Source organism: Bradyrhizobium sp. A11, from assembly GCF_042077125.1.
GTDB classification, from domain to species: domain Bacteria; phylum Pseudomonadota; class Alphaproteobacteria; order Rhizobiales; family Xanthobacteraceae; genus Bradyrhizobium; species Bradyrhizobium japonicum_B.
The window spans coordinates 5,096,387-5,117,069 of sequence record NZ_CP149509.1 but is presented as its reverse complement, the minus strand read 5'-3'; the positions used below and the strand labels follow the sequence as shown (position 1 = coordinate 5,117,069).

The 20,683-nt window shown below is 65.0% G+C and carries 18 protein-coding genes; 16 read left to right on the top strand and 2 right to left on the bottom strand.

All coding sequences use genetic code 11. The features are described 5' to 3' along the window. The first annotated feature begins 32 nt into the window (after positions 1–32). The 9 genes from WI560_RS24135 to WI560_RS24095 all read left to right on the top strand — a co-directional run bounded on the left by WI560_RS24135 (position 33) and on the right by WI560_RS24095 (position 11,326). Positions 33–1,661 (top strand): alkaline phosphatase family protein, encoded by a 1,629-nt coding sequence (locus WI560_RS24135; protein ID WP_375308896.1) that lies wholly within the window; start codon positions 33–35, stop codon positions 1,659–1,661. Positions 1,662–1,750: 89 nt separating this feature from the next. Then, positions 1,751–1,963, top strand: coding sequence for a transposase (locus WI560_RS24130; RefSeq protein ID WP_375305171.1), 213 nt, complete (start codon positions 1,751–1,753; stop codon positions 1,961–1,963). Between the two features lie 288 nt (positions 1,964–2,251). After that, complete coding sequence (locus WI560_RS24125) at positions 2,252–3,091, top strand: AraC family transcriptional regulator (RefSeq protein WP_375305170.1); 840 nt, start codon at positions 2,252–2,254, stop codon at positions 3,089–3,091. A gap of 128 nt (positions 3,092–3,219) precedes the next feature. Beyond that, a complete protein-coding gene (locus tag WI560_RS24120) occupies positions 3,220–6,225 on the top strand; it encodes a molybdopterin cofactor-binding domain-containing protein (RefSeq protein ID WP_375305169.1) in 3,006 nt (1,001 codons plus the stop codon). Beyond that, positions 6,222–7,034 (top strand): FAD binding domain-containing protein, encoded by an 813-nt coding sequence (locus WI560_RS24115; protein WP_375305168.1) that lies wholly within the window; start codon positions 6,222–6,224, stop codon positions 7,032–7,034. The genes WI560_RS24120 and WI560_RS24115 overlap by 4 nt, the downstream gene beginning before the upstream one ends. After that, positions 7,031–7,549 (top strand): (2Fe-2S)-binding protein, encoded by a 519-nt coding sequence (locus WI560_RS24110; protein WP_375305167.1) that lies wholly within the window; start codon positions 7,031–7,033, stop codon positions 7,547–7,549. The genes WI560_RS24115 and WI560_RS24110 overlap by 4 nt, the downstream gene beginning before the upstream one ends. Beyond that, positions 7,542–9,083 carry an AMP-binding protein gene (locus tag WI560_RS24105; protein WP_375305166.1) on the top strand — a complete coding sequence of 514 codons (1,542 nt, stop codon included), beginning with the start codon at positions 7,542–7,544 and terminating at the stop codon, positions 9,081–9,083. The genes WI560_RS24110 and WI560_RS24105 overlap by 8 nt, the downstream gene beginning before the upstream one ends. A 28-nt stretch (positions 9,084–9,111) precedes the next feature. Beyond that, positions 9,112–9,918 carry an enoyl-CoA hydratase/isomerase family protein gene (locus tag WI560_RS24100; protein ID WP_375305165.1) on the top strand — a complete coding sequence of 269 codons (807 nt, stop codon included), beginning with the start codon at positions 9,112–9,114 and terminating at the stop codon, positions 9,916–9,918. Between the two features lie 76 nt (positions 9,919–9,994). Next, positions 9,995–11,326 (top strand): MFS transporter, encoded by a 1,332-nt coding sequence (locus tag WI560_RS24095; RefSeq protein WP_375305164.1) that lies wholly within the window; start codon positions 9,995–9,997, stop codon positions 11,324–11,326. 131 nt (positions 11,327–11,457) lie between these two features. On the opposite strand, the gene WI560_RS24090 is transcribed toward WI560_RS24095, so the two are convergent. Together WI560_RS24090 and WI560_RS24085 are read right to left on the bottom strand one after the other, a co-directional pair. Then, positions 11,458–12,192 (bottom strand): SDR family NAD(P)-dependent oxidoreductase, encoded by a 735-nt coding sequence (locus tag WI560_RS24090; RefSeq protein ID WP_375305163.1) that lies wholly within the window; start codon positions 12,190–12,192, stop codon positions 11,458–11,460. A gap of 10 nt (positions 12,193–12,202) precedes the next feature. After that, positions 12,203–13,243, bottom strand: coding sequence for a LacI family DNA-binding transcriptional regulator (locus tag WI560_RS24085; RefSeq protein WP_375305162.1), 1,041 nt, complete (start codon positions 13,241–13,243; stop codon positions 12,203–12,205). 198 nt (positions 13,244–13,441) lie between these two features. Here WI560_RS24085 and WI560_RS24080 point away from each other — a divergent pair, with 198 nt between their 5' ends. The 7 genes from WI560_RS24080 to WI560_RS24050 all read left to right on the top strand — a co-directional run bounded on the left by WI560_RS24080 (position 13,442) and on the right by WI560_RS24050 (position 20,604). Beyond that, positions 13,442–14,740, top strand: a complete 1,299-nt coding sequence (locus WI560_RS24080) for an ABC transporter substrate-binding protein (RefSeq protein WP_375305161.1) — start codon at positions 13,442–13,444, stop codon at positions 14,738–14,740. A gap of 62 nt (positions 14,741–14,802) precedes the next feature. After that, positions 14,803–15,690, top strand: a complete 888-nt coding sequence (locus WI560_RS24075) for a carbohydrate ABC transporter permease (RefSeq protein WP_375305160.1) — start codon at positions 14,803–14,805, stop codon at positions 15,688–15,690. A 4-nt stretch (positions 15,691–15,694) separates the two neighbouring features. Beyond that, the gene (locus tag WI560_RS24070) at positions 15,695–16,522 is read left to right on the top strand and encodes a carbohydrate ABC transporter permease (RefSeq protein WP_375305159.1); all 828 of its coding nucleotides are present in this window, start codon (positions 15,695–15,697) and stop codon (positions 16,520–16,522) included. Positions 16,523–16,529: 7 nt separating this feature from the next. After that, positions 16,530–17,534 carry a zinc-binding dehydrogenase gene (locus WI560_RS24065; protein ID WP_375305158.1) on the top strand — a complete coding sequence of 335 codons (1,005 nt, stop codon included), beginning with the start codon at positions 16,530–16,532 and terminating at the stop codon, positions 17,532–17,534. A gap of 6 nt (positions 17,535–17,540) precedes the next feature. Next, on the top strand, positions 17,541–18,614 hold the full coding sequence (locus WI560_RS24060) for an ABC transporter ATP-binding protein (RefSeq protein WP_375305157.1): 1,074 nt from the start codon (positions 17,541–17,543) through the stop codon (positions 18,612–18,614). After that, positions 18,611–19,570 (top strand): sugar kinase, encoded by a 960-nt coding sequence (locus WI560_RS24055; protein WP_375305156.1) that lies wholly within the window; start codon positions 18,611–18,613, stop codon positions 19,568–19,570. Before WI560_RS24060 ends, WI560_RS24055 begins: the two co-directional genes overlap by 4 nt. Further along, the gene (locus tag WI560_RS24050) at positions 19,567–20,604 is read left to right on the top strand and encodes a tagatose 1,6-diphosphate aldolase (RefSeq protein WP_375305155.1); all 1,038 of its coding nucleotides are present in this window, start codon (positions 19,567–19,569) and stop codon (positions 20,602–20,604) included. Before WI560_RS24055 ends, WI560_RS24050 begins: the two co-directional genes overlap by 4 nt. Positions 20,605–20,683 lie beyond the last annotated feature (79 nt).

Below are 20,683 nucleotides of genomic sequence, written 5' to 3'. Positions count from 1 at the left end.
CGTTCAGCCTGCCACCAACAGAAGGCGCGGAAATGCCCACCCGCAATGTCCTGTTCATCATGTGCGATCAGCTCAGGTACGATTACCTGAGCTGTTCCGGTCATCCCTACCTCCAGACGCCGAACATCGACGCGCTCGCGGCGCGCGGCGTCCGCTTCACGCGCGCCTACGTGCAGTCTCCCGTCTGCGGCCCGTCGCGCATGAGCTATTACACGGGCCGCTACATGCGCTCGCACGGATCGAACTGGAACGGATTTCCCTTGCGCATCGGCGAGCCGACGCTCGGCGATCACTTGCGCCAGCTGGGCGTCCGCACGGCACTGGTCGGGAAGACGCACATGACGTCGGATAACGAGGGGATGCAGCGGCTAGGCATCGATCCCGGCTCTACCATCGGCGTGCTCGCTTCCGAATGCGGCTTCGAGCCCTACGACCGCGACGATGGCCTGCATCCGTCGGCAAGACGACAGCGCAGCGAACCCTACAACGCCTATCTTCGCTCCAAGGGCTATGAGGGGAATAATCCGTGGGAGACATGGGCCAACTCCGGAGCGGCCGCGGACGGCAGCCTGCAGAACGGCTGGCTTCTCGTTCATGCCGACAAGAAGGCGCGCGCACCGGACGAAGACACGGAGACGCCTTGGACGACGCGCGAAGCGATGCGCTTCATCGCCGAGGCCGCTGCCGAGCAGCGGCCCTGGTGCCTGCATCTGTCCTATATCAAGCCTCATTGGCCCTATATCGCGCCGGCGCCCTATCATGAGATGTTCGGCAAGGAGCAGGTGGTTCCGGCCGTCCGGGACGAGCGCGAGCGCGGCAACGAGACGCATCCGGTCTACAAGGCCTTCATGAATCTGCGCGTATCCCGCAACTTCTCGCGCGAGGAGGTGCGTCAGCGCGTCATTCCGGCGTATATGGGTCTCATCAAGCAGATCGACGACCAGCTCGGCGATCTGTTCGCGTTTCTGAAGGAGAAGGACCTCGACAAGACGACGATGATCGTCTTCACCTCCGATCACGGCGACTATCTCGGCGACCACTGGCTCGGCGAAAAGGACCTATTCCACGACGTCTCCGTCAAGGTTCCGATGATCGTCGTCGACCCTTCTCCAGAGGCCGACAACACCCGCGGCATCACCTGCGATGCCCTGGTCGAAGCGATAGACCTCACGCCGACCTTCATCGAATTCTTCGGAGCAACGTCACCGCGCCACATCGTCGAGGGCAAGTCGCTGATGCCTTGGCTTCGCGGTGCTGCACCGTCCCATTGGCGAACGCACGTGTTCTCCGAATACGATTACTCCATGCAGGACGTGCGCGGCTATCTCGGGCTTGGCGTCGACCAATGCCGCTTGTTCATGGTGTTCGACGGGCGCTGGAAATACATCCACGCGCCCGGCTTCCGCCCGATGCTCTTCGATCTTCAGTCCGACCCGCAGGAGCTTCGCGACCTCGGCGCCGACCCCGCCCATGGGGATACACTCGTCAAAATGCGCGCTGCACTGCTCGACTGGGCGCTAACCGATCACAATCGTATTACGACGCCGGATGCCCGCATCGAATCCTACAGCTCGGCGACGCAGCTCAAGGGAGGAATATTGATCGGATATTGGGACGAGGCGGAACTTGAAGAAGCGCGGCAGCGCTTGCAGCCGGATTAGGCCAGGCCGGTCATTGGCCGAACGCGAGATCAACGGTCCTACTGTGCAGGAGCGCCTCCGTGTGCGCCGGGAGCGTAGTCACCCCCTGATTGATCGTCGAGCTGGAGGTGTGGTTGCGCGAGCAGCGGGCCAAGCTCTCCGGGAACAACGACACGATCAAGGCGATCAATTACTGCCTCAACCGCTGGGCTTCATTGAGCCGCTCCCTTGGTGACGGACGGTTTTCCATGTCGAACATGCCGCTGAGCGTGAGCTACGGGCGGTCACCGTGGGACGAAAAATTGGATCTTTGCCCGGTCTGATGAGGGCGGCCGGCGTGCGGCTGCCATCTACGGCGTCATCGCCACGGCAAATCGTTGTTGATGACCATGGGATCTAGTCTCAATCGACGCGCATACTCGGACGTGATGGGGGCGCCGAACGCAGCGCCGCGGTCGCGCGGCTGCCTGCGGAGGCTCGGACATGAGCCGGTTGGCGCCTCCAAGCGACTTGCGTCGGTTTGCGTCGTTGGAATATGAAGCGGGTGCTGCTTATCGTGCCGTGCCAACAAAGCAACCATTTTGCAGCGCAATGCCTGGAGGAGGGAACTGATGTCGACGGCCCTGCGCATCGCTCATGGCGCTTTCGGCAGGGTCGCTCTGCTCGACATGGACCGTTCGCTGGTCCGCCACGCCCACCATCACTGCCACGTCCTGCTCAAGGTCGAGGGTGCCGACACGCAGTTTATGGTCGGCGACCAGGTCACGCCGCTCACGGACACCGCCGCCGTGCTCGTTGACGGCTGGAAGCCGCACGCCTACGTGCATGACGTCAATCGCCCGCGCACGCTCATCATGGCGCTCTATATCGAGCCGGAATGGCTGAAGGAGTTCCGCCGGGGTTGGGCTGCGAGCGGTGCGCCGGGCTTTTTCGAGCGGCCTTCGGGCGAGGTGTCACCGCGCATCCGCCAGCTCACGCTGCATCTGGCGGCTGAAATGATGGCGAATCCGGACGCGGTGCGGACCCATGAGCAGACGCTGTCCGACCTGATGATTGCCGTGATCGAGCGCTTCACTGAGTGGCGCAGCTTCCCGACCTCGATCCGCGGCATGAGCGCGGTGGGCTGCGACTGGCGCATCCGGCGTGCGATGGACGCGATGCGGACGCACGACTCCTATGGCAATGTCGATCAGTTCGTGAAGGGTGCCGGCCTCTCGCGCGCGCAGTTCTTCCGCCTGTTCGAAACCTCGCTCGGCGTCTCGCCAAAGCTCTATCTCAACGTTGTCCGCATGGAGCGCGCGCTCGATGCGGTGATGCGTGAGGACACCCCGCTCGGCGAGCTCAGCGAGCGTTTTGGCTTTCCGGAACCCGCGCATTTCACGCGGTTCTTCCGCGATCATGCCGGCGTCAGCCCGCGCGAGTTTCGCAACGTCTCGCGTCTTGCTGGCTGATATTGCGCCGCACGCTCTCGAATGAGACGATTTGGTAAGTCGTGAGAGCGGGCGGTATGGGCCCTGCAACCCTGTCCTGACAAACGTCACCGTCGCGTCAAAGAGCGCATCGGGAGGCATGGCGGGACATGGTGCAGGCTGCGGTTCAGTCCGCAAATTCGGAAAGTCGCGCCGAGCCGTGGGTCGGGCGTTCGATCGAGCGCGTCGAGGACGCCGCGCTGCTCTCTGGCCGCGGCCGCTTCATCGACGATCTCGGCGTCCCGCCCGGCACGCTGCACGCGACGATCTTGCGCTCGCCGTACGCGCATGCCGACATCCTTTCCATCGACGTTGAAGCTGCCAGGCGCCTTGCTGGTGTTGCGGCGGTTCTGATCGGCAGTGACATCAAGGCCATCACCAACAGCCTCGTCGTCGGCGTGAAGGCGCCGGTCGAGTGCTGGCCGATCGCGATCGATCGCGTGCGCTATGTCGGCGAACCCGTTGCGGTCATCGTGGCGATCGACCGCGCCCGCGCCGAGGATGCGGCGGAGCTCATCAACGTCGAATATCGTCCGCGCGGCGCCGTCGTCGATCCGCTCGGTGCACTCGCGCCTGGCGCGCCCGTGCTGCATGACGGCTTTCCCGGCAACCTCGCCAGCGATCGCACCTTCCGCTATGGCGACCCCGAGAAGGCCTTTGCGGACGCGCCGCATCGTTTCTCTATCGACGTTCGCTATCCCCGCAACTCCTGCACGCCGATCGAGACCTATGGCGTCGTCGCCTCGCACGATGCCGGCGAGGATGCCTATGAGGTGCTGGCCAATTTTCAGGGTCCGTTCAGCATCCACACCGTGATCGCCCGCGCGCTGAAAGTACCGGGCAATCGCCTGCGGCTGCGCACGCCGCCGGATTCCGGCGGCAGCTTTGGCGTCAAGCAGGGCGTGTTTCCATACATCGTGTTGATCGCTGCTGCCGCGCGCGTCACGCAGCGTCCGGTCAAATGGATCGAGGACCGGCTCGAACATCTCACCGCGTCGGTGTCGGCGACCAACCGCGCGACGAGCTTGTCGGCGGCGGTCGCTGCCGACGGAGAGATCCTCGCACTCGACTGGGACCAGGTCGAGGATTGCGGCGCTCACTTGCGCGCGCCTGAGCCCGCGACGCTCTATCGCATGCACGGCAACCTGACCGGCGCCTACGACATAAGCCACGTCAGCGTCCGCAACCGCGTCGTTGTCACCAACAAGACGCCGACCGGCCTCAATCGCGGTTTTGGCGGACCGCAAGTCTATTTCGCGCTGGAACGTCTGGTGCAGCGGATTGCAACGGGCCTCAAGCTCGACCCGCTCGACGTCATCAAGCGCAACCTGATCGATGCGGGCGCATTTCCATATCGGACCGCGACCGGCGCACTGCTCGATTCCGGCATTTACCAGGAAGCCGTCGCGCGGGCGGTGGAGCAGGGCAGGCTCGCTGAACTGAAGGCAAAGCGCGACGCGGCGCGGGCGGAGGGGCGTCTCTACGGCATCGGCTTCACTGCAGTGGTCGAGCCCAGCGTGTCCAACATGGGCTACATCACGACCGTGCTGACGGCGGCCGAGCGCCGCAAGGCAGGTCCCAAGAACGGCGCGCAGGCGACCGCGACCGTCGGTCTCGATCCGGTCGGCAGCGTCACGGTCCACGTCGCCTCGGTGCCGCAAGGGCAGGGCCATCGCACCGTGCTGTCGCAGGTCGTGGCCGACGTGTTCGGCCTTCAGCCGAAGGACATCCGCGTCAACACCGAGATCGACACTGCCAAGGATGCCTGGTCGATCGCGTCGGGCAATTACGCCAGCCGCTTCGCCGCGGCCGTAGCGGCCACGGCGAAGCTGGCGGCGGAACGCATCGCCGGCCGTCTTGCCCGCATCGCCGCCAGTCAGCTCAACGTCGCGGCTGCGGACATCGTGTTCGCGAACGGCTTCGTTGCCTCAAAACAGAATCCGGAGAACCGGATCGCGTTCTCGCGCGTTGCAGCCCTCGGCCACTGGTCGCCGGGCTCGCTGCCCGACGATGCCGGCCAGACCATCCGCGAGACCGTGTTCTGGACGCCGCCGGAGCTGACACCGCCGGACGAGGGTGACCGCATCAACTCCTCGCTCTGTCACGGATTCATCTTCGACTTCTGCGGCGTCGAGGTCGATCGCGTCACGCTCGAGACGCGGATCGATCGCTACGTCACCATGCACGATTGCGGTACCATCCTGCATCCCGGCATGGTCGACGGCCAGATCCGCGGCGGCTTCACCCAGGCGCTCGGCGCTGCCCTTTACGAGGAATACGCTTACGCCGAGGACGGCAGCTTCCTGACGGGAACGCTCGCCGACTATCTGCTGCCGACCACCACCGAGGTGCCGGAGCCCGAGATCTTCCACATGGAGACGCCGTCACCGTTCACGTCGCTCGGCGCGAAGGGCGTCGGCGAGGGCAATTGCATGTCGACGCCGGTGTGCCTCGCCAATGCGGTCGCGGATGCGCTCGGTGTTGCCGATGTCACCCTGCCCCTGGTGCCGGCGCGGCTCGCGGAGCTCGTGCGCGGTGCCGAACCGCCGCCGCCCGTAGGCGGAGCGACCGGCGAGCCCGTTCGCGAAGGCGACCGGCGCCTGCGCGGCGAGGGACAGGCCTCGGTGAAGGGCGCGCCCGAGCAGGTCTGGGCCATGCTGCTCGACCCCGCCACGCTGCAATCGGTCATTCCCGGCTGCCAGCGCGTCGACAGGGTTACCAGCACCCATTTTCGCGCCGACGTGACGCTCGGCGTCGGCCCGGTCACCGGGCGCTATCGCACCGACGTGCAGCTGTTCGATCTCGATCCTCCGCGCTCCGTCACCTTGCGCGGCGGCGCCACCGGCGCCCTCGGCTTTGGTAACGCGGAGGGGCGCATCACGCTTGCTCCCGACGGCGAGGGTGGGACCAAACTGACCTACCAATACGACGCCGCGATCGGCGGCAAGGTGGCCAGCATCGGCGGCCGCCTGCTCGACGGCGCCATCCGCGTGGTCATTGGACAATTTTTTGCCGCGCTCGCCCGCAAGGCCGGCGGTGGCAGCGAGACGGGCGGCCGCTTCTCGCTGTTCGCGCTTCTGGCGAAGGCGGCCGGCCTGTTCGGGGGACGCCGATGAAGCCGGCTGCGTTCGACTATCTCCGCGCCGAATCCGTCAGCGATGTCCTCGAAGGCCTCGCGCAGCAGGGGGGCGACGCCCGTGTGCTCGCCGGCGGCCAGTCGCTGATGGCGATGCTCAACATGCGCCTCGCCAGGCCGAAGCTCTTGATCGACATCATGCGTCTCGAGGAGCTGCGCCGGATTGAGCGAACGAAAGATACGATCGTCATCGGCGCCGGCGTGCGCCAGGCGGATCTGCTGGCCTGGTCCGATCTTTCCGAGGCGCTGCCGCTGGTTGCACTGGCGCTGCCCTGGGTCGGGCACACGCAGACCCGGAGCCGGGGCACGATCTGCGGCTCGCTGGCGCATGCCGATCCCAGCGCTGAGATGCCGCTGGCGCTTGTTGCGCTTAATGGAGAGGTGCTCCTGCGCAGCGTCAAGCGCCGCCGCCGCGTCGCTGCAAAGGACTTCTTCGCCGGCATGATGCTGACCGCCCGTGCCGATGACGAGTTGATCGAGGGCATTTCGCTGCCGGTCAAAGGATCGCGCGTCGCCTTCCGCGAGGTTGCGCGCCGTCACGGCGATTTTGCCATCGTCGCCTGTGCCGCGATGGAGACGTCATCCGGCGTGCGCCTCGCCGTCGGCGGCGTTGCTGACGTGCCGACTGCGCGCGACTGGCCGCGGCTGGAGGGTAGCGCACTCGACGATGCGCTCAACGCCTTTGCCTATGAGCTCGGCGCACGTGACGACGTCCACGCCACCGCGCGGTATCGCCGCGACCTCGTGCGCATGATCGGCCGGGACTTGATCGGCGAGGTGCTGCAATGACCCGCCTCAAGGCAGATCGCCGCTATTCCATCCGCTTCTCGCTCAACGGCCGGTCCGTGGAGGGCGAGGCCGAGCCGCGCACGCTGCTTTCTGATTTCCTGCGCCACCAGCTCGGTGCGACCGGCACCCATGTCGGCTGCGAGCACGGCGTCTGCGGCGCCTGCACCATCGTCGTCGACGGCATGCTGACCCGGTCCTGTCTGACGCTGGCGGCGCAAGTCGATGGCTGCGAGCTGAAGTCGGTCGAAGGCCTTGCGCCATCGGCCGACCGGCTCGGCGTGTTGCAGCAGGCGTTTCGCCGCAACCACGCGCTCCAGTGCGGCTTCTGCACCGCGGGCATCTTGATATCGCTCGACCACTATCTCGCCTCGCATCCGGCACCGACCGAAGCGGAGATCCGCAATCTCCTCAGCGGACATATTTGTCGCTGTACCGGTTACACCCCGATCATCCGCGCCGCCTTAGAGGCTGCCGCCCAGCTCGCTTCATCCCCAAAAGAGACGTCCGATGCTTGATCTCGCCAGCAGCTTCGTGGCCAGCGCCGCGCGCGATCCAAACGTCATTGCATTGGTCGACGGCGATCTCCGCCTGACCTATCGGCAATGGTACGACAAGATCTCCTCGCTCGTGGCATCCTTCCGCCGTCTCGGCCTCAAGCCCGGCGATCACGTCCTCACGCTGCTGCAGAACCGCTGGGAAGCGGCGACGCTGCACTGGGCCTGCCAGTTCGCCGGCCTCGTCATCACGCCGATCAACTGGCGCTCCAAGGCCGACGAGCTCGACTACTGCATCGAGAACGCCGAAGCCTGCGCAGTGTTCTATCAGGACATCTCCGCGCAGGCGGTGCAGGGCTCGGCGCGAACGGGCAGGCTGCTGTGCGTGTCGGTTGATACCGGAGCGGGTGCGACCTGCTTTGCCGATCTGATCAAGGAGACCGCCCCGGACGCCGATCCACGCGTCGGCGCCGACGCCTGGTCGATCATGCTGTACACCTCGGGCACCACCTCGCGGCCCAAGGGCGTGCCGCGGCGGCATCGCGCCGAGCGCGCCGCAGCGATCGCCCATGTCGCGCAGAATCTTTACGGCCGCGGCGAGCGCACGCTCGGGGTGATGCCGCTCTACCACACCATGGGGGTCCGCTCGCTGCTGGCGATGTCGCTGATCGGCGGCGCATTCATCTGCCTGCCGCGCTATGACAGCCGGCAGGCGCTGGCCCTCATCGAGAGAGAAGAGATCACCAACCTTTATCTGGTGCCGACGCTCTATCATGACCTCGTCCATCACGAAGACTTCGCCGCGACCAACGTCTCCAGCGTGCGCAAGCTCGGCTTCGCCGGCGCGTCGATGACCGATGGCTTGCTCAAGAAGCTGAACGAGGCGTTCAGGCCGGAGCTGTTCGTCAACCATTACGGCAGCTCGGAGATCTACACCTTCACGGTCGACCAGAAGGCCGCGGCGAAACCCGGCTCGGCCGGCAAGGCGGGCCTGAACCAGCACGTCAAGGTCGTTCGCATCGGTGCGCGTTCGGCTGCGGAGCTTGCCGCCGTCGGTGAGGAGGGCGAGATCATCGCAACGCTGGCCGGCGACGAAGCGTTCGAAGGCTACTGGCGTCGCCCGGAAGCCGACGCCAAGTCGTTGCGTGGGGGTTGGTATTTCACCGGCGATACGGGCTTCGTCGATCCCGCGGGCGATCTGTTCGTCACCGGTCGCGTCGACGACATGATCATCACGGGCGGCGAGAACGTCTCGCCGGTCGAGATCGAGAGCTGCCTGTCGCTGCATCCCGCCGTCGACGAGGTCGCGGTGGTCGGAATCGACGACGAGAAGTGGGGCAAGATCGTCGCTGCCTTCGTCAAGCGCAATCGTGCCGTCTCGGAAGGTGAGCTGGAGCAGTTCTGCCGTACCTCGGGGCTCGCCAATTTCAAGCGGCCGCGGCGCTACGTCTTCGTTGATGCCATCCCGAAATCGCCGGTCGGCAAGCTGCTGCGACGATTGCTCGTCGCCGGAGAATACGAGGCCGAGCGTCTGCCGCCGTCGGACGCGGCTTGAAAATCACCCATCAACAGAAGGAAACCAAATGCCGTCAGCCTATCCCTTTACCGATCCCCGATTGGCAAAACTGAGTGGGTTCAAGGTCGAGATCGACGAGGTGCATGAGCGCGCCGACGTCATTCTGGGACGGCCGCCCTACAACGTCGTGGCGATGCCGCAGCGCGACCAGCTGCGGCTGACGTTCGAGACCCTGGACGAGGATCCGCGCGTGCGCATCATCGTGCTGCGCGCCGAGGGCGAGCATTTCTCCAGCGGCGGCAATATCGGGGGCTTCATGGAGGCGAGCCCCGAGCACGTCTCCAAGCTCGCCTGGAACGTCGCGGCCCCGGCGCGCTGCGCCAAACCGGTGATCGTTGCCAACCGCGGCTATTGCTTCGGCGTCGGCTTTGAGCTGTCCCTCGCTTGCGACTTCCGTATCGCGTCCGAGACGACGCAGTACGCGCTGCCGGAGCAGAAGCTCGGCCAGATTCCGGGCTCGGGCGGCTCTGCGCGCCTGCAGAAGATGATCGGCATCACCCGCACCAAGGACATCGTGATGCGCTCCAAGCGGATCTCGGCGAGGCAGGCCTATGAGTGGGGCATCGCTACCGAATGCGTGCCGGATGCCGAGTTGGAGAATGCGACCGACAAGCTCGTGGACGAGCTCCGGTCCTTCTCGCCGCTGGCACAGCGTACCGCCAAGAAGCTCCTCAATGACACCGAGGATTCGACGCTCGCCATCGCCATCGAACTTGAAGGTCACTGCTACAGCCGCCTGCGGCAGTCCGAGGACTTCAAGGAAGGCGTCGAGGCCTTCAACGCCAAGCGGCCGCCGAAATTCGTCGGCCGTTAATACGGGACGCAACGAACTGCCGCGGTTCGCAATGGCGCGGGCCGCGGCGCCAATCAAACGGGGGAGGTAAGACGACATGAGTGGGATGGATATGCCGGTCGCGGCTGCGCAAGCACCGGCCGATAACAAGCAGATGGTCAACGCGGTTATCGCATCGGTGCTCGGATGGGCGCTCGATCTGTTCGATTTGTTCATTCTGCTCTACGTGGCGCCGGTCATTGGCGCGCTGTTCTTTCCGTCGAGCAATGCGGCTCTGTCGCTCGCCGCTGTCTACGGCTCGTTCGCCGTCACGCTGTTGATGCGACCGCTCGGCTCGGCGGTGTTCGGGCACTATGCCGACGTGCACGGTCGCAAGCAGGCGATGCTGGTCGCAATCGTCGGTGTCGGCCTCAGCACCGCGGCTTTTGGCTTGTTGCCGACCATCGCGCAGGCCGGCGTGATCGCGCCGATCATCTTTCTGATCCTGCGTCTCGTGCAGGGCGTGTTCGTCGGCGGCGTCGTGGCATCGACCCATACGATCGGTACGGAATCGGTCCCACCGCAATGGCGTGGCGCGATGTCCGGCCTGGTGGGCGGCGGCGGCGCCGGTATCGGTGCATTGCTCGCGTCCTTCGTCTTCCTGGTCACGTCGTGGATTTTCCCCGGTGACGCCTTCGCGGTCTGGGGCTGGCGTGTCATGTTCTTCTCGGGGTTGCTGAGCTCCCTGCTGGGCTGGTTCATCTTCAGGAATCTGGAGGAGTCGCCGTACTTCAAGGAACTCAAGCGCCAGCAGGGCAGTAAGCAGGCAAAGGTCTCGAAAGCCCCGGTCAAGGACGTCTTCTCCGGTGAATATCGCGGCGTCCTGCTGATCAACCTGCTCATTACCTTCGGCGGCGGTGCCGGCTACTACCTGACCTCGGGTTATCTGCCGAGCTTTCTGAAGGTGATCAACGCGGTCCCGAACCAGACCGCTTCGCTGATCCTGATGGGTGCGAGCGTCTCGGCATTCTTCGCCGCGGTGCTGATCGGGGCGCTCAGCGACCTCATCGGCCGCAAGAAGACGTTCTTGCTGATCGGCGTCCTTGCGGCGGTGCTGTTGCCGCTATGCTATCTGAACCTTGCCGCAACCAGGGACACGACGCAGATCACGTTGTATGCGTTCGCCATCGCCTTCATCGGCAATGCCGGCTACGCGCCGGTGCTGATCTTCCTGAACGAACGCTTTCCCACGGCGCTCCGCGCCAGCGGTACGGGCCTGTCCTGGAACATCGGCTTCGCGCTCGGCGGCATGATGCCGACCTTCGTCTCGCTGGTGAGCGGCAGCCCCGCGCAGATCCCGATGTCGCTGGCCTGCTTCGCCGTCGGCGTGTTCGTGATCTACCTCATCGGGGCCGTCGTGATCCCCGAGACGAAGGGCAACTTCCGCTGAGGTCAAGCGGCGCGGCTGGACTTTTGGCCGCGCCGCCACATACGTATCGGGACCGGTTTCGGGCAAATTGGGATCTGCCAGCGAAGTTGGGTGAATGCGAAGTCCTCAAGACCGCTGACGCTTCGGATCCATCATCCCGCCAGGAAACCTCCGTCAACTGACACGACCGTGCCGGTCGCGTATTGCGAGGCCGGCATGCAAAGGAAAGCAACCGCGCCGGCGATATCTTCCGGTTGTCCCCAGCGCTTGAACGCAGTGCGGTCGGCGATGCGCTGATAGTGCACCGGATCGGTGCGGCCGGCCGCGTTGATCGCAGTTTCGATATAGCCTGGTGCAACTGCGTTGACGCGGATGCCGTCCTCGGCCCATTTCAGGGCCAGTGCCTTTGTCAGCATCACGACGCCGCCCTTGCTTGCGCAATAGGCCGGGATCCGCGGCAGCGCCAGCGTCGCGTTCATCGAGGCGATGTTGACGATCGAGCCCTTCTGCTGCGCGAGCAACGGATGGAACGCCATGCAGGTCCGGAACGTGCCGGTGAGATTGATGTCGATCACCTTCATGAAGGTCTCGATCTCGAATTCCTTGTCGCGCGCCAGGATGCCGGCGCAATTCACCAGTGCGTCCACGCGCTTGTGCTGCCGGGCGAAGGCGGCGACGGCCGCATCATCGGTGACATCGAGCGTGGCGAGCGTGAGACCCGCGCGTGGCTTGAGCAGAGTGCGGGCGAGATCCGCGTCATTGGCGCCCGTTGCCGTCACCGTCGCGCCGAGATCGCAGAACTGGTTGCTGATCGCCGCACCAATGTCGCCGGCGCCGCCGATCACGACGGCATGAAACCCGGGCGCGAGAGAAAAGTTCGAACTCATCGAGAGGGTCTCACTTCAGCGATTTCGGAGGCGGCGCCGTGGATTCGCGAACCACCAGCGAGAAGTCGATCTCGCGGTGCATGATGGTCTGCTCGCCGGCAAGGCTACGTACGAGGTATTCGCCGGCGCGTTGCCAGGTTTCGCCTGTTGGAACGTGGATCGTAGTCAGACTCGGCCGCAAATGCCGGCTCCAGTCGAGATCGTCGAAGCCGACCACCGACAGATCGCGTGGCACGGAGAATCCGTCGCGCTCCGCCTCGAGCAGCACGCCATAGGCGATGACGTCGTTGCCGCACACCACCGCCGTCGGGCGGTCCTTGAGATTGAGGAGATAGCGGGCCGCCTCGCGCGCGTCGTCCAGCGTGTAGGGCACCTCGACATGCCATTGCGGAGGAAGCTCGATGCCGCTTTCGCTCAGGGCGCGGCGAAAGCCGGCGACGCGGGCGCTGGCACGGTCGTTGTTGCGCTGGAGCGCCGAGACGATCCCGATGCGGCGGTGACCGAGCTCGATCACATGCGCAGCCGCGCGGTGGGCGGCCGCCTCGTTGTCGGTGCCGACGCAAGGGTAGGGCCTGTCAGGCTGGTAGATGCCGACGTTGATAAATGGCACCGCATTGTCCGCGAGCAGTTTTCGCAAGCCGTCGTGATGGCAGTCGCCGCGCAGCACGAGGCCGTCGACGCCGCGGCTGATCAGGTTGCGCGCCTGCTGCAATTCGACGTCGAGATCGTAGCCGCTCGTGGTGAGGAACAGCATGTATCCGACCGACGACAGATATTGCTGCAGCGAGGCGATGCCGCGCGCGAACATCGTATTGTCGATGGTCGGCACGATTGCGCCGAGCGTGCGCGAACGCCGCGACGAGAGGATGCGCGCGGGCGCATGCGGAATATAGCCGAGTGCCTCGATGGCCTGCTCGATCCGCGCACGCAGGGAAGGGCTCACCGCGTTGGGATTGTTGAGGGCGCGCGACACCGAGGCCGTCGACACGCCGGCGCGCGCTGCCACGGCTCGGATGCCCTGTTTCACTGATTTGGCGCTGGTCAATCTCATGGAATGTAACGTTACATCGCGGACAGCGAGACGTGAAGTGACTGAATCAACCTATTTTTGCTGCAAATTGTAATGCGTGTCCATCGCTTGACACTGCAGATATCAGAGCTAGATTGTAACCGTTTTCAAAGCCTGTTTAATCAGGATGCGTTCAAGAAGGCTTGCCGACACAAGGCAGCCAGCCGGGAGGAGAGTTCGATGAAGGCCAGGATGCTCGCGACGCATGTCGCGCTGCCCGTTCTCCTAATAGCCGTCAGCGGGCAGGCCCATGCCGCCGATTTCGACTGGATGAAGTTCAAGGGCAAGACGGTCACCTTTCTCGCCAACAACAACCCGGTCTCACAGGCGCTGCTGACCTACAAGGCTGATTTCGAGAAGTTGACCGGCATGACCCTGAGGGTCGACGGTTATCAGGAACAGCAGATGCGCCAGCGTCTGGTCACCGTGATGAATGCGAACAGCGACGAGGTCGACGTGTTCATGACGCTGCCCTCGCGCGAGGGCGAGCAGTTCGCCGCGGCCGGCTGGTACGGCGATCTGACGGCGATGGCCAAGGACCAGGTCGCCAAGGAGTACGATCCCGCGGGGCTGAGCCAGGCCCTGCTGAAAGCCGCGACATTCAACGGCAAGCTTACCAGCATGCCGATGAATATCGAAGGTCCGATCTTCTATTACCGCACCGACATCTTCAAGAAGTGCGGGCTCGAGGCGCCGAAGACCATCAGGGACGTCGAGGCTGCCGCCGAGAAGATCAAGGTTTGCGACAGCACGGTGACGCCGTTCGTCTCGCGTGGCCTCAAGCCCGCGGTCGCCTACACCTTCAGCAACATGCTGCACAATATCGGCGGCACGTACATCGCCAATGGCAAGTCGAATCTCTGCTCGGCCAAGGGCAAGGAGGCGCTCGACACCTATAGCCGGCTGCTGCGCGATTTCGGCCCGCCCGGCGTGGTCAATTACAGCTTCCAGCAGATCTCCGCATTGTATCGCAGCGGCCGCGCCGCGATGGCGTTCGAGTCGTCGAACGAGCTCCGCACGGTCATGGAGGGCGGCGCGCGCCTGAAGGACACCGGTCTGATGCCATTCCCGGCGGGTGAGGCCGGCCAGGTGCCGACGACGATCGGCTGGGGCATGGCGGTGTCCTCGCACAGCAAGCAGCCCGATGCGGCCTGGTATTTCGTGCAGTGGGCGACCAGCCCCGAGGTGCAGAAGAAGATGGCGCTGCAGGGCATCGCCCCGCCGCGCCCGTCGGTCGCCAAGGACCCGGAATATCGCAAGTGGATCGACGAGGAGCCGGTCCGCAAGGAATGGCAGGCCGCGCTCGACGTGCTCGCCACCAAGGGTACGTCCGAAGTCGGTTATCCCATCGTCGCCAATCCGCAATCGCGCGAGTTCATCGGCCAGGCCGTGCAGGATCTGATCCTGAAGCAAAAGCCGATCGACCAGGCCTGCGCGGATGCCGACAAGGGGCTGGACGCGCTGATCGCGCTGAACTGACCGCCCGGTGCCGGCCGGCTCGCTGCCTGCCGGCACCTCATTCGATCGAAGGACAGGAACGCATGTCTGATACGGCTGCGCCACTCACGCAGGACCGGCAGAAGCTGGAGATGGCGGCGCTCTCGGCGCCGGCCGTGATGTTCACGGTCGCGATGATCGCGTTTCCGGTCGTTTATACGATCTGGCTCGGCTTCCAGACCTTTTCTTCCACCGGCAAGCAATCTTTCGCGGGTCTTGCCAATTATTCCAAGCTGATCTCCGACGTCGAATTCTGGCACGGGCTGTGGGTCACGATCGCGCTCTATGTGCTGTCGCTGATGCTGCAGCTCGTCTTCGGCGTCTGGCTGGCGCTGGTGCTGTTCCACGCCAGGCGCCTGCCGGGCATCGTCCGCTCGCTGTTCATCTCGCCCTTCATGATGCCGCCCGTGGTCGCCGGCATGATGTGGTTGGTGATCCTCGATCCGTCGCTGGGGGCGGCGAACTACATCCTGCAATCGTTCGGCCTGCCGCCGTCGGACTGGCTGGCTTCGCCGAGATGGGTCATTCCGACCGTGGCGCTGATCGACAGCTGGCAATGGACCCCCTATGTCGCGTTGATCGTGCTGGGCGGTCTGCAGTCGCTGCCGCCGAGCGTCTACGAGGCCGCCCAGATCGATGGCGCGTCCCCGTTCAAGACCTTCCAGCGCATCACGCTGCCTTTGCTGCTGCCGACCATCGTCACCGCGGCGATCCTGCGCAGTGTCGATCTCCTGCGCTTCTTCGACATCATCTACATCACCACGCAGGGCGGTCCGGGCAACGCCTCGAACACGCTCAACATCTACGGCTTCCGGGTCGGCTTCGAGTTCTTCAACATCGGCTATGCCAGCGCCCTGATGCTGACGTTGACGGCGATCGTGTTCGGCGCCGTGCTCGCCTTCAACCGCCTGCGCGGCGCAGTCGCCTGGTGATGCCATGACCGATGCCGCCAATACCGATCGCTTGATCCGATGGCTCAACACGGTGCAGCTCGTGCTGGCCGGTGCGCTGATCATGGCGCCGACGGTGTGGATGGTGCTGTCCTCGTTCAAGCCGTCCTTCGAGGTCACCGCCTATCCGCCGACGCTGCTCTTCTCGCCGACGCTGGAGAATTACGTCGAGCTGACCAGGACCACGCCGTTCCTGAGCTACGCGCTCAACAGCCTCATCGTCACCGTCGGCTCGACCGCGCTGGGGCTGCTGTTCGGCATTCCGGCCGCCTTCGCCGTGTCATGGACGCGGATCACGTGGCCGGCAATTCTCACGCTCGCCGCGCGCATGGCGCCGGGCACGCTGTTCCTGCTGCCGTGGTACGTGATGTTCCGGCAGGTCGGCATGATCGGCTCCTACACCGCGCTGATCCTCAGCCATGCCGTGATCACGCTGCCGATCGTGATCTGGGTGCTGCTGCCGTCCTTCGACGCCATTCCGCGCAGCGTCTTCGAAGCCGCGCAAGTAGATGGTTGCAGCGTCACGCGCATCCTCTGGCGCATCGCGATGCCGCTGGTGGCGTCAGGGATTGCGGTCGCGGCGATCCTCGCCTTCGTGTTCTCGTGGAACTACTTCTTGTTTGCGCTGGTGCTCTCCAATGGCGACACCAAGACGCTGATCGCGGCGGCCTTCAACTTCATCGGCGAAGGCTCGACGCAATGGGGCGCCCTCATGGCCGCGGCGACGCTGATCGCATTGCCGCCGCTGGTGTTGGCCGCCCTGGTTCAGCGCTGGCTGGTGTCCGGACTGACGCTCGGCGCGGTGAAAGGCTAGACCTCTGATGAATGTATCGCCCCGTCCCAATTCGATCATGCAGGCCGCGGTCTTCCACGGCAACGATCGCATCACCATCGAGCGCGTGGCGATGCCTGATGTCGGCGCGGGCGAGGTGCTGGTGCGCGTCTCGCGCACCGCGCTGTGTGGCTCGGACTTCAAGCTCTGGCACAAGGGCGCCGAGTTCACCGCAGGCCATGAGATCTTCGGCGTGGTCGAGCAGCCCGGTCACAGGCTGCACGGCCGGCGCTGCGCCGTCTACATCCCCCTGCACTGCGGCCATTGCGCCGCCTGCAAACGTGGCGACACCCAGATGTGCCTGGAAGTCTCCAGCCTGATCGGCTGGAACCGGCCGGGCGGCTATGCCGAATACGTGCCCGTGCCGGAGAACTGCCTGCTGCCGGTGCCTGATGATATCGAGGACAGCCTCGCGCCACTGCTGCTCGACACTATCGGCACGTCGGGGCACGCCGTGCGCTTCGTCAGCCGCGTCGTGCCGCCAGGCGAAGCTGGACCCGTTCTCGTGATGGGAGCAGGACCCGTCGGCCTCGGCGTCGTGCTGGCGCTCCGTGCGCTCGGCTACGACGACGTCTATGTCGCCGACCCCAACGCCGCGCGCCTCCGCATCGCGCAATCTTTCGGTGCGAAGGCGCACCCGGTCGGCGATACCTCGAAGCGCTTTGCCCTCATCATGGAATGCTCCGGCGCGCATGCGGCGCGCAACCTCGGCATCGAGCTCGTGCTGCCACGTGGCGCCCTGGTGCTGGTCGGTGAAAATGCCGCGCCTTGGACCATCGAGGAAGGCAAGGTGTTCCGCCGCAAGGATTTCTACATGATCCGCACCTTCTATTTTCCGGTCTCGGACTTCGAGCCGAATGTCGAGCTGCTGCGCAAGTACAAGGACGAATACCGCGTCCTGGTCGACGGCGAGTTTGATCTCACGGCGCTCCCTGAAAATTTCGCCCGCTTCGCCAAGGGCGAACTGATCAAGCCTGTGCTGGCGCTGGACTGAGCGATCATGGCCTCGATCTCGATCCGCAACCTCACCAAACGCTACGGCAACTTCACCGTGATCCCCGATCTCAATTTGGAGATCGCGGACCACGAATTCGTCGTCTTCGTCGGCCCGTCCGGCTGCGGCAAGTCGACCTTGCTGCGGATCATCGCCGGGCTCGAGCCGATCTCGTCGGGAGAGCTCTATATCGGCGACAAGCGCGTCAACGGCGTGCAGGCCGCGCAACGCGACATCGCGATGGTGTTCCAGGATTACGCGCTCTATCCGCACATGAAGGTCTACGACAACATGTCGTTCGCGCTGGAGCTGCGGGGCGTGCCGAAGGCCGAGATCGACGCCCGCGTGAGGCGCGCCGCCGCGCTGCTGCACATCGAGCCCTATCTCGATCGCAAGCCGAAGGAGCTCTCTGGCGGACAGCGCCAGCGCGTCGCCATGGGCCGCGCCATCGTGCGCAATCCCAAGGCCTTTCTGTTCGACGAGCCGCTGTCCAACCTTGATGCCAAGCTGCGCGGGCAGGTGCGGGCCGAGATCAAGGCGTTGTCGCAGGAACTCAAGACCACCATGGTCTTCGTCACCCATGATCAGATCGAGGCCATGACCATGGCCGACCGGATCGTGGTGCTCCAGAGCGGCACGATCCAGCAATACGACACGCCGGAGACGGTCTACGAGCGCCCGGCCAACCAGTTTGTCGCCGGCTTTATCGGCTCGCCCGCAATGAACTTCTTCCCGGTCGAGTGGCGGCAGGACCGTGCGATTCTCTCGCAAGGCGGGACGGTGGTGCCTCTGGACGGCGCGACCGCAGCCCGCCTGAGCAATGCCGGCAGCGCCGTGCTCGGCATTCGTCCCGAACATTTCGCGGTGGCTCCAGATTCCGCCGATGGCGTCGCGATCAACGTCAAGCTGGTCGAGCCGCTCGGCTCGGATACGCTGATCCACTTCGATCTCGCCGGCGGTTCGGCGATTGCGCGGGTCGATCCGGCGCTGCGGCCGAAAGTCGGCGATCGCATCAACCTGCGCCCGCAGCCGGGCAAGACGCATCTGTTCGATGCCGGCAACGGAGAGCTCCTGCGGTGAGCGCGTCGGTCGGCATCGGCGATCTCTCGGCGCTGGCGGACGTCGCGTCCAAGGCAAGGCCCGTGCACGTGATCTGTCTCGGCCTGTCCGCGCTCGACCAGGTCTGGCGCGTCGACCGGCCGTTCGCGGGCGGAAGCGAGAAGATCAGGGCACTCGCGTACGGCACGCTCGGCGGCGGCATGGCGGCCAACGCATCGGTTGCGGTGGCAAGGCTCGGCGCGTCCGTCGCGTTCTGGGGGCGGGCAGGTAACGATGCCGCTGGTCACGAGATGAAGGCGGCGTTTGCCGCCGAGGGCGTCGATGTCGAGAACTTCCGATTGTTTCCCGATGGCCGCTCTTCCGTCTCCGGGATCATCGTCGACAGCTCCGGTGAGCGGCAGATCGTGAATTTCCGCGGCCTCTATCCCGAGTCCGCCGACTGGCTTCCAGTCGAAATCGTTGCGCGCGCCTCATCCGTGCTGGCTGATCCGCGCTGGGTCGAGGGCGCAGCGACGCTGTTCAGGGAAGCGCGCTCGCGCGGCATTCCGACGGTGCTTGATGGTGACATGGCCGAGCCTGATGTCTTCGAGCGGCTGCTGCCGCTGACCGATCACGCCATCTTCTCCGAGCCCGCGCTTACAGCCTTTGCCGGCTCGGCCCAGGATGAGAGCCTTGCTGCGCTTGCGCGCTTCGGCTGCCGTGTCCTTGCCGTCACCCGCGGCGAGGGCGGCGTGAGCTGGTACGGGAACGGCCGGTTGCACCGGCAGGCCGCCTATGCCGTCGACGTCGTCGACACCACGGGCGCGGGCGACGTCTTCCATGGCGCCTATGCGCTGGCGATCGGCGCCGGCCTCGAGGTGCGGGCCGCCATGGCGTTTTCGGCGGCGACAGCCGCGATGAAATGCCGCCACGCCGGCGGCCGCAACGGAATCCCCGATATCAACGAGTGTCTTGCATTCATGAGGACGAAACCATGAGAATGATTGGAAAGAGCCGCGGTCTGGCACGGCTTGCTGACGCGGATGGCCACTTTCGCATGGTCGCGCTGGATCAGCGGCCGCCACTGTTCGATGCCATCGCCAAGGCCAAAGGCATTGCGCGGGAGCAGGTCGAGTATTCCGACGTCACGGCGGCCAAGCGCCTTCTGGTGGAGAACCTCGCGCCGCATTGCAGCTCCATGCTGTTCGACCCGAATTTCGCGGTGCCCGCCGCGATCGATCTGCTGCCGCCGCGCTGCGGCCTGATCATGACGCTGGAGGAGCACCGGGTCGAGGAGACCGCGGGCGGCCGCAAGTCGCGTGCGATCACCAACTGGAGCGTGGAGAAGATCCGCGCCATGGGCGGCGACGCCGTCAAGGTGCTGGCCTGGTACCGGCCGGACGCCGATGCTGCGGTGAACGCGCATCAGAAGAAGTTCGTGCGCGAGATCGGCGAGGATTGCGCCCGCCACGACATCCCCTATGTGCTGGAACTGCTGGTCTATCCGTTCCTCGGCAGTGCCAATCACACCGCCGACTACGTGGAATCGCCGGGCAAGCTGCCCGGCCTCGTCATCGACAGCGTGCGCGAATTCGCCAAGCCGGAGTACGGCGTCGATCTCCTCAAGCTGGAGAGCCCGCTCGCGGCGGGCAGCCTGCCCGCCCGCGACGGCAGCGCGGAGGCCAAGGCCGCGCAGAAGGAGTTCGATGCGATCGGGGATATCTGCCGCGGCAGAAACATCCCCTGGGTGCTGCTGTCAGGTGGCGCCGCGCCTGGAAAGTTCGAGCGGGTGCTCGACTATTCCTATGCCGCGGGCGCGAGCGGCTTCCTGGCGGGCCGCACCATCTGGCTCGACGCCGTCCTGAAGAATTTCCCGGACCGTGCGGCGGTCTCGGCCAGCCTGCGCAAGGATGGCCTCGGCGTGCTTGAACGTCTCAACGAGCTGACCACGGCCAAGGGCACGCCGTGGAAGGCGCGCTTTCCGGCGTTCACCGACATCAAGCAGGAAGGTGACTTCGCACGCGCCTACTGAAATGATGGCGGCTCCGCATGGTCCCACTCCGATCGCAGGATCTGCAACGTGACTGACCCACTTTACCGTCCGTTTGCGG

What these genes read in the sequence shown, in the direction of transcription:
- WI560_RS24135 (WP_375308896.1), top strand. Translation starts at nt 33, where the DNA reads ATGCCCACCCGCAATGTCCTGTTCATCATGTGCGATCAGCTCAGGTAC.
- WI560_RS24125 (WP_375305170.1), top strand. Translation starts at nt 2,252, where the DNA reads ATGTCGACGGCCCTGCGCATCGCTCATGGCGCTTTCGGCAGGGTCGCT.
- WI560_RS24120 (WP_375305169.1), top strand. Translation starts at nt 3,220, where the DNA reads ATGGTGCAGGCTGCGGTTCAGTCCGCAAATTCGGAAAGTCGCGCCGAG.
- WI560_RS24115 (WP_375305168.1), top strand. Translation starts at nt 6,222, where the DNA reads ATGAAGCCGGCTGCGTTCGACTATCTCCGCGCCGAATCCGTCAGCGAT.
- WI560_RS24110 (WP_375305167.1), top strand. Translation starts at nt 7,031, where the DNA reads ATGACCCGCCTCAAGGCAGATCGCCGCTATTCCATCCGCTTCTCGCTC.
- WI560_RS24105 (WP_375305166.1), top strand. Translation starts at nt 7,542, where the DNA reads ATGCTTGATCTCGCCAGCAGCTTCGTGGCCAGCGCCGCGCGCGATCCA.
- WI560_RS24100 (WP_375305165.1), top strand. Translation starts at nt 9,112, where the DNA reads ATGCCGTCAGCCTATCCCTTTACCGATCCCCGATTGGCAAAACTGAGT.
- WI560_RS24095 (WP_375305164.1), top strand. Translation starts at nt 9,995, where the DNA reads ATGAGTGGGATGGATATGCCGGTCGCGGCTGCGCAAGCACCGGCCGAT.
- WI560_RS24090 (WP_375305163.1), bottom strand. Translation starts at nt 12,192, where the DNA reads ATGAGTTCGAACTTTTCTCTCGCGCCCGGGTTTCATGCCGTCGTGATC.
- WI560_RS24085 (WP_375305162.1), bottom strand. Translation starts at nt 13,243, where the DNA reads ATGAGATTGACCAGCGCCAAATCAGTGAAACAGGGCATCCGAGCCGTG.
- WI560_RS24080 (WP_375305161.1), top strand. Translation starts at nt 13,442, where the DNA reads ATGAAGGCCAGGATGCTCGCGACGCATGTCGCGCTGCCCGTTCTCCTA.
- WI560_RS24075 (WP_375305160.1), top strand. Translation starts at nt 14,803, where the DNA reads ATGTCTGATACGGCTGCGCCACTCACGCAGGACCGGCAGAAGCTGGAG.
- WI560_RS24070 (WP_375305159.1), top strand. Translation starts at nt 15,695, where the DNA reads ATGACCGATGCCGCCAATACCGATCGCTTGATCCGATGGCTCAACACG.
- WI560_RS24065 (WP_375305158.1), top strand. Translation starts at nt 16,530, where the DNA reads ATGAATGTATCGCCCCGTCCCAATTCGATCATGCAGGCCGCGGTCTTC.
- WI560_RS24060 (WP_375305157.1), top strand. Translation starts at nt 17,541, where the DNA reads ATGGCCTCGATCTCGATCCGCAACCTCACCAAACGCTACGGCAACTTC.
- WI560_RS24050 (WP_375305155.1), top strand. Translation starts at nt 19,567, where the DNA reads ATGAGAATGATTGGAAAGAGCCGCGGTCTGGCACGGCTTGCTGACGCG.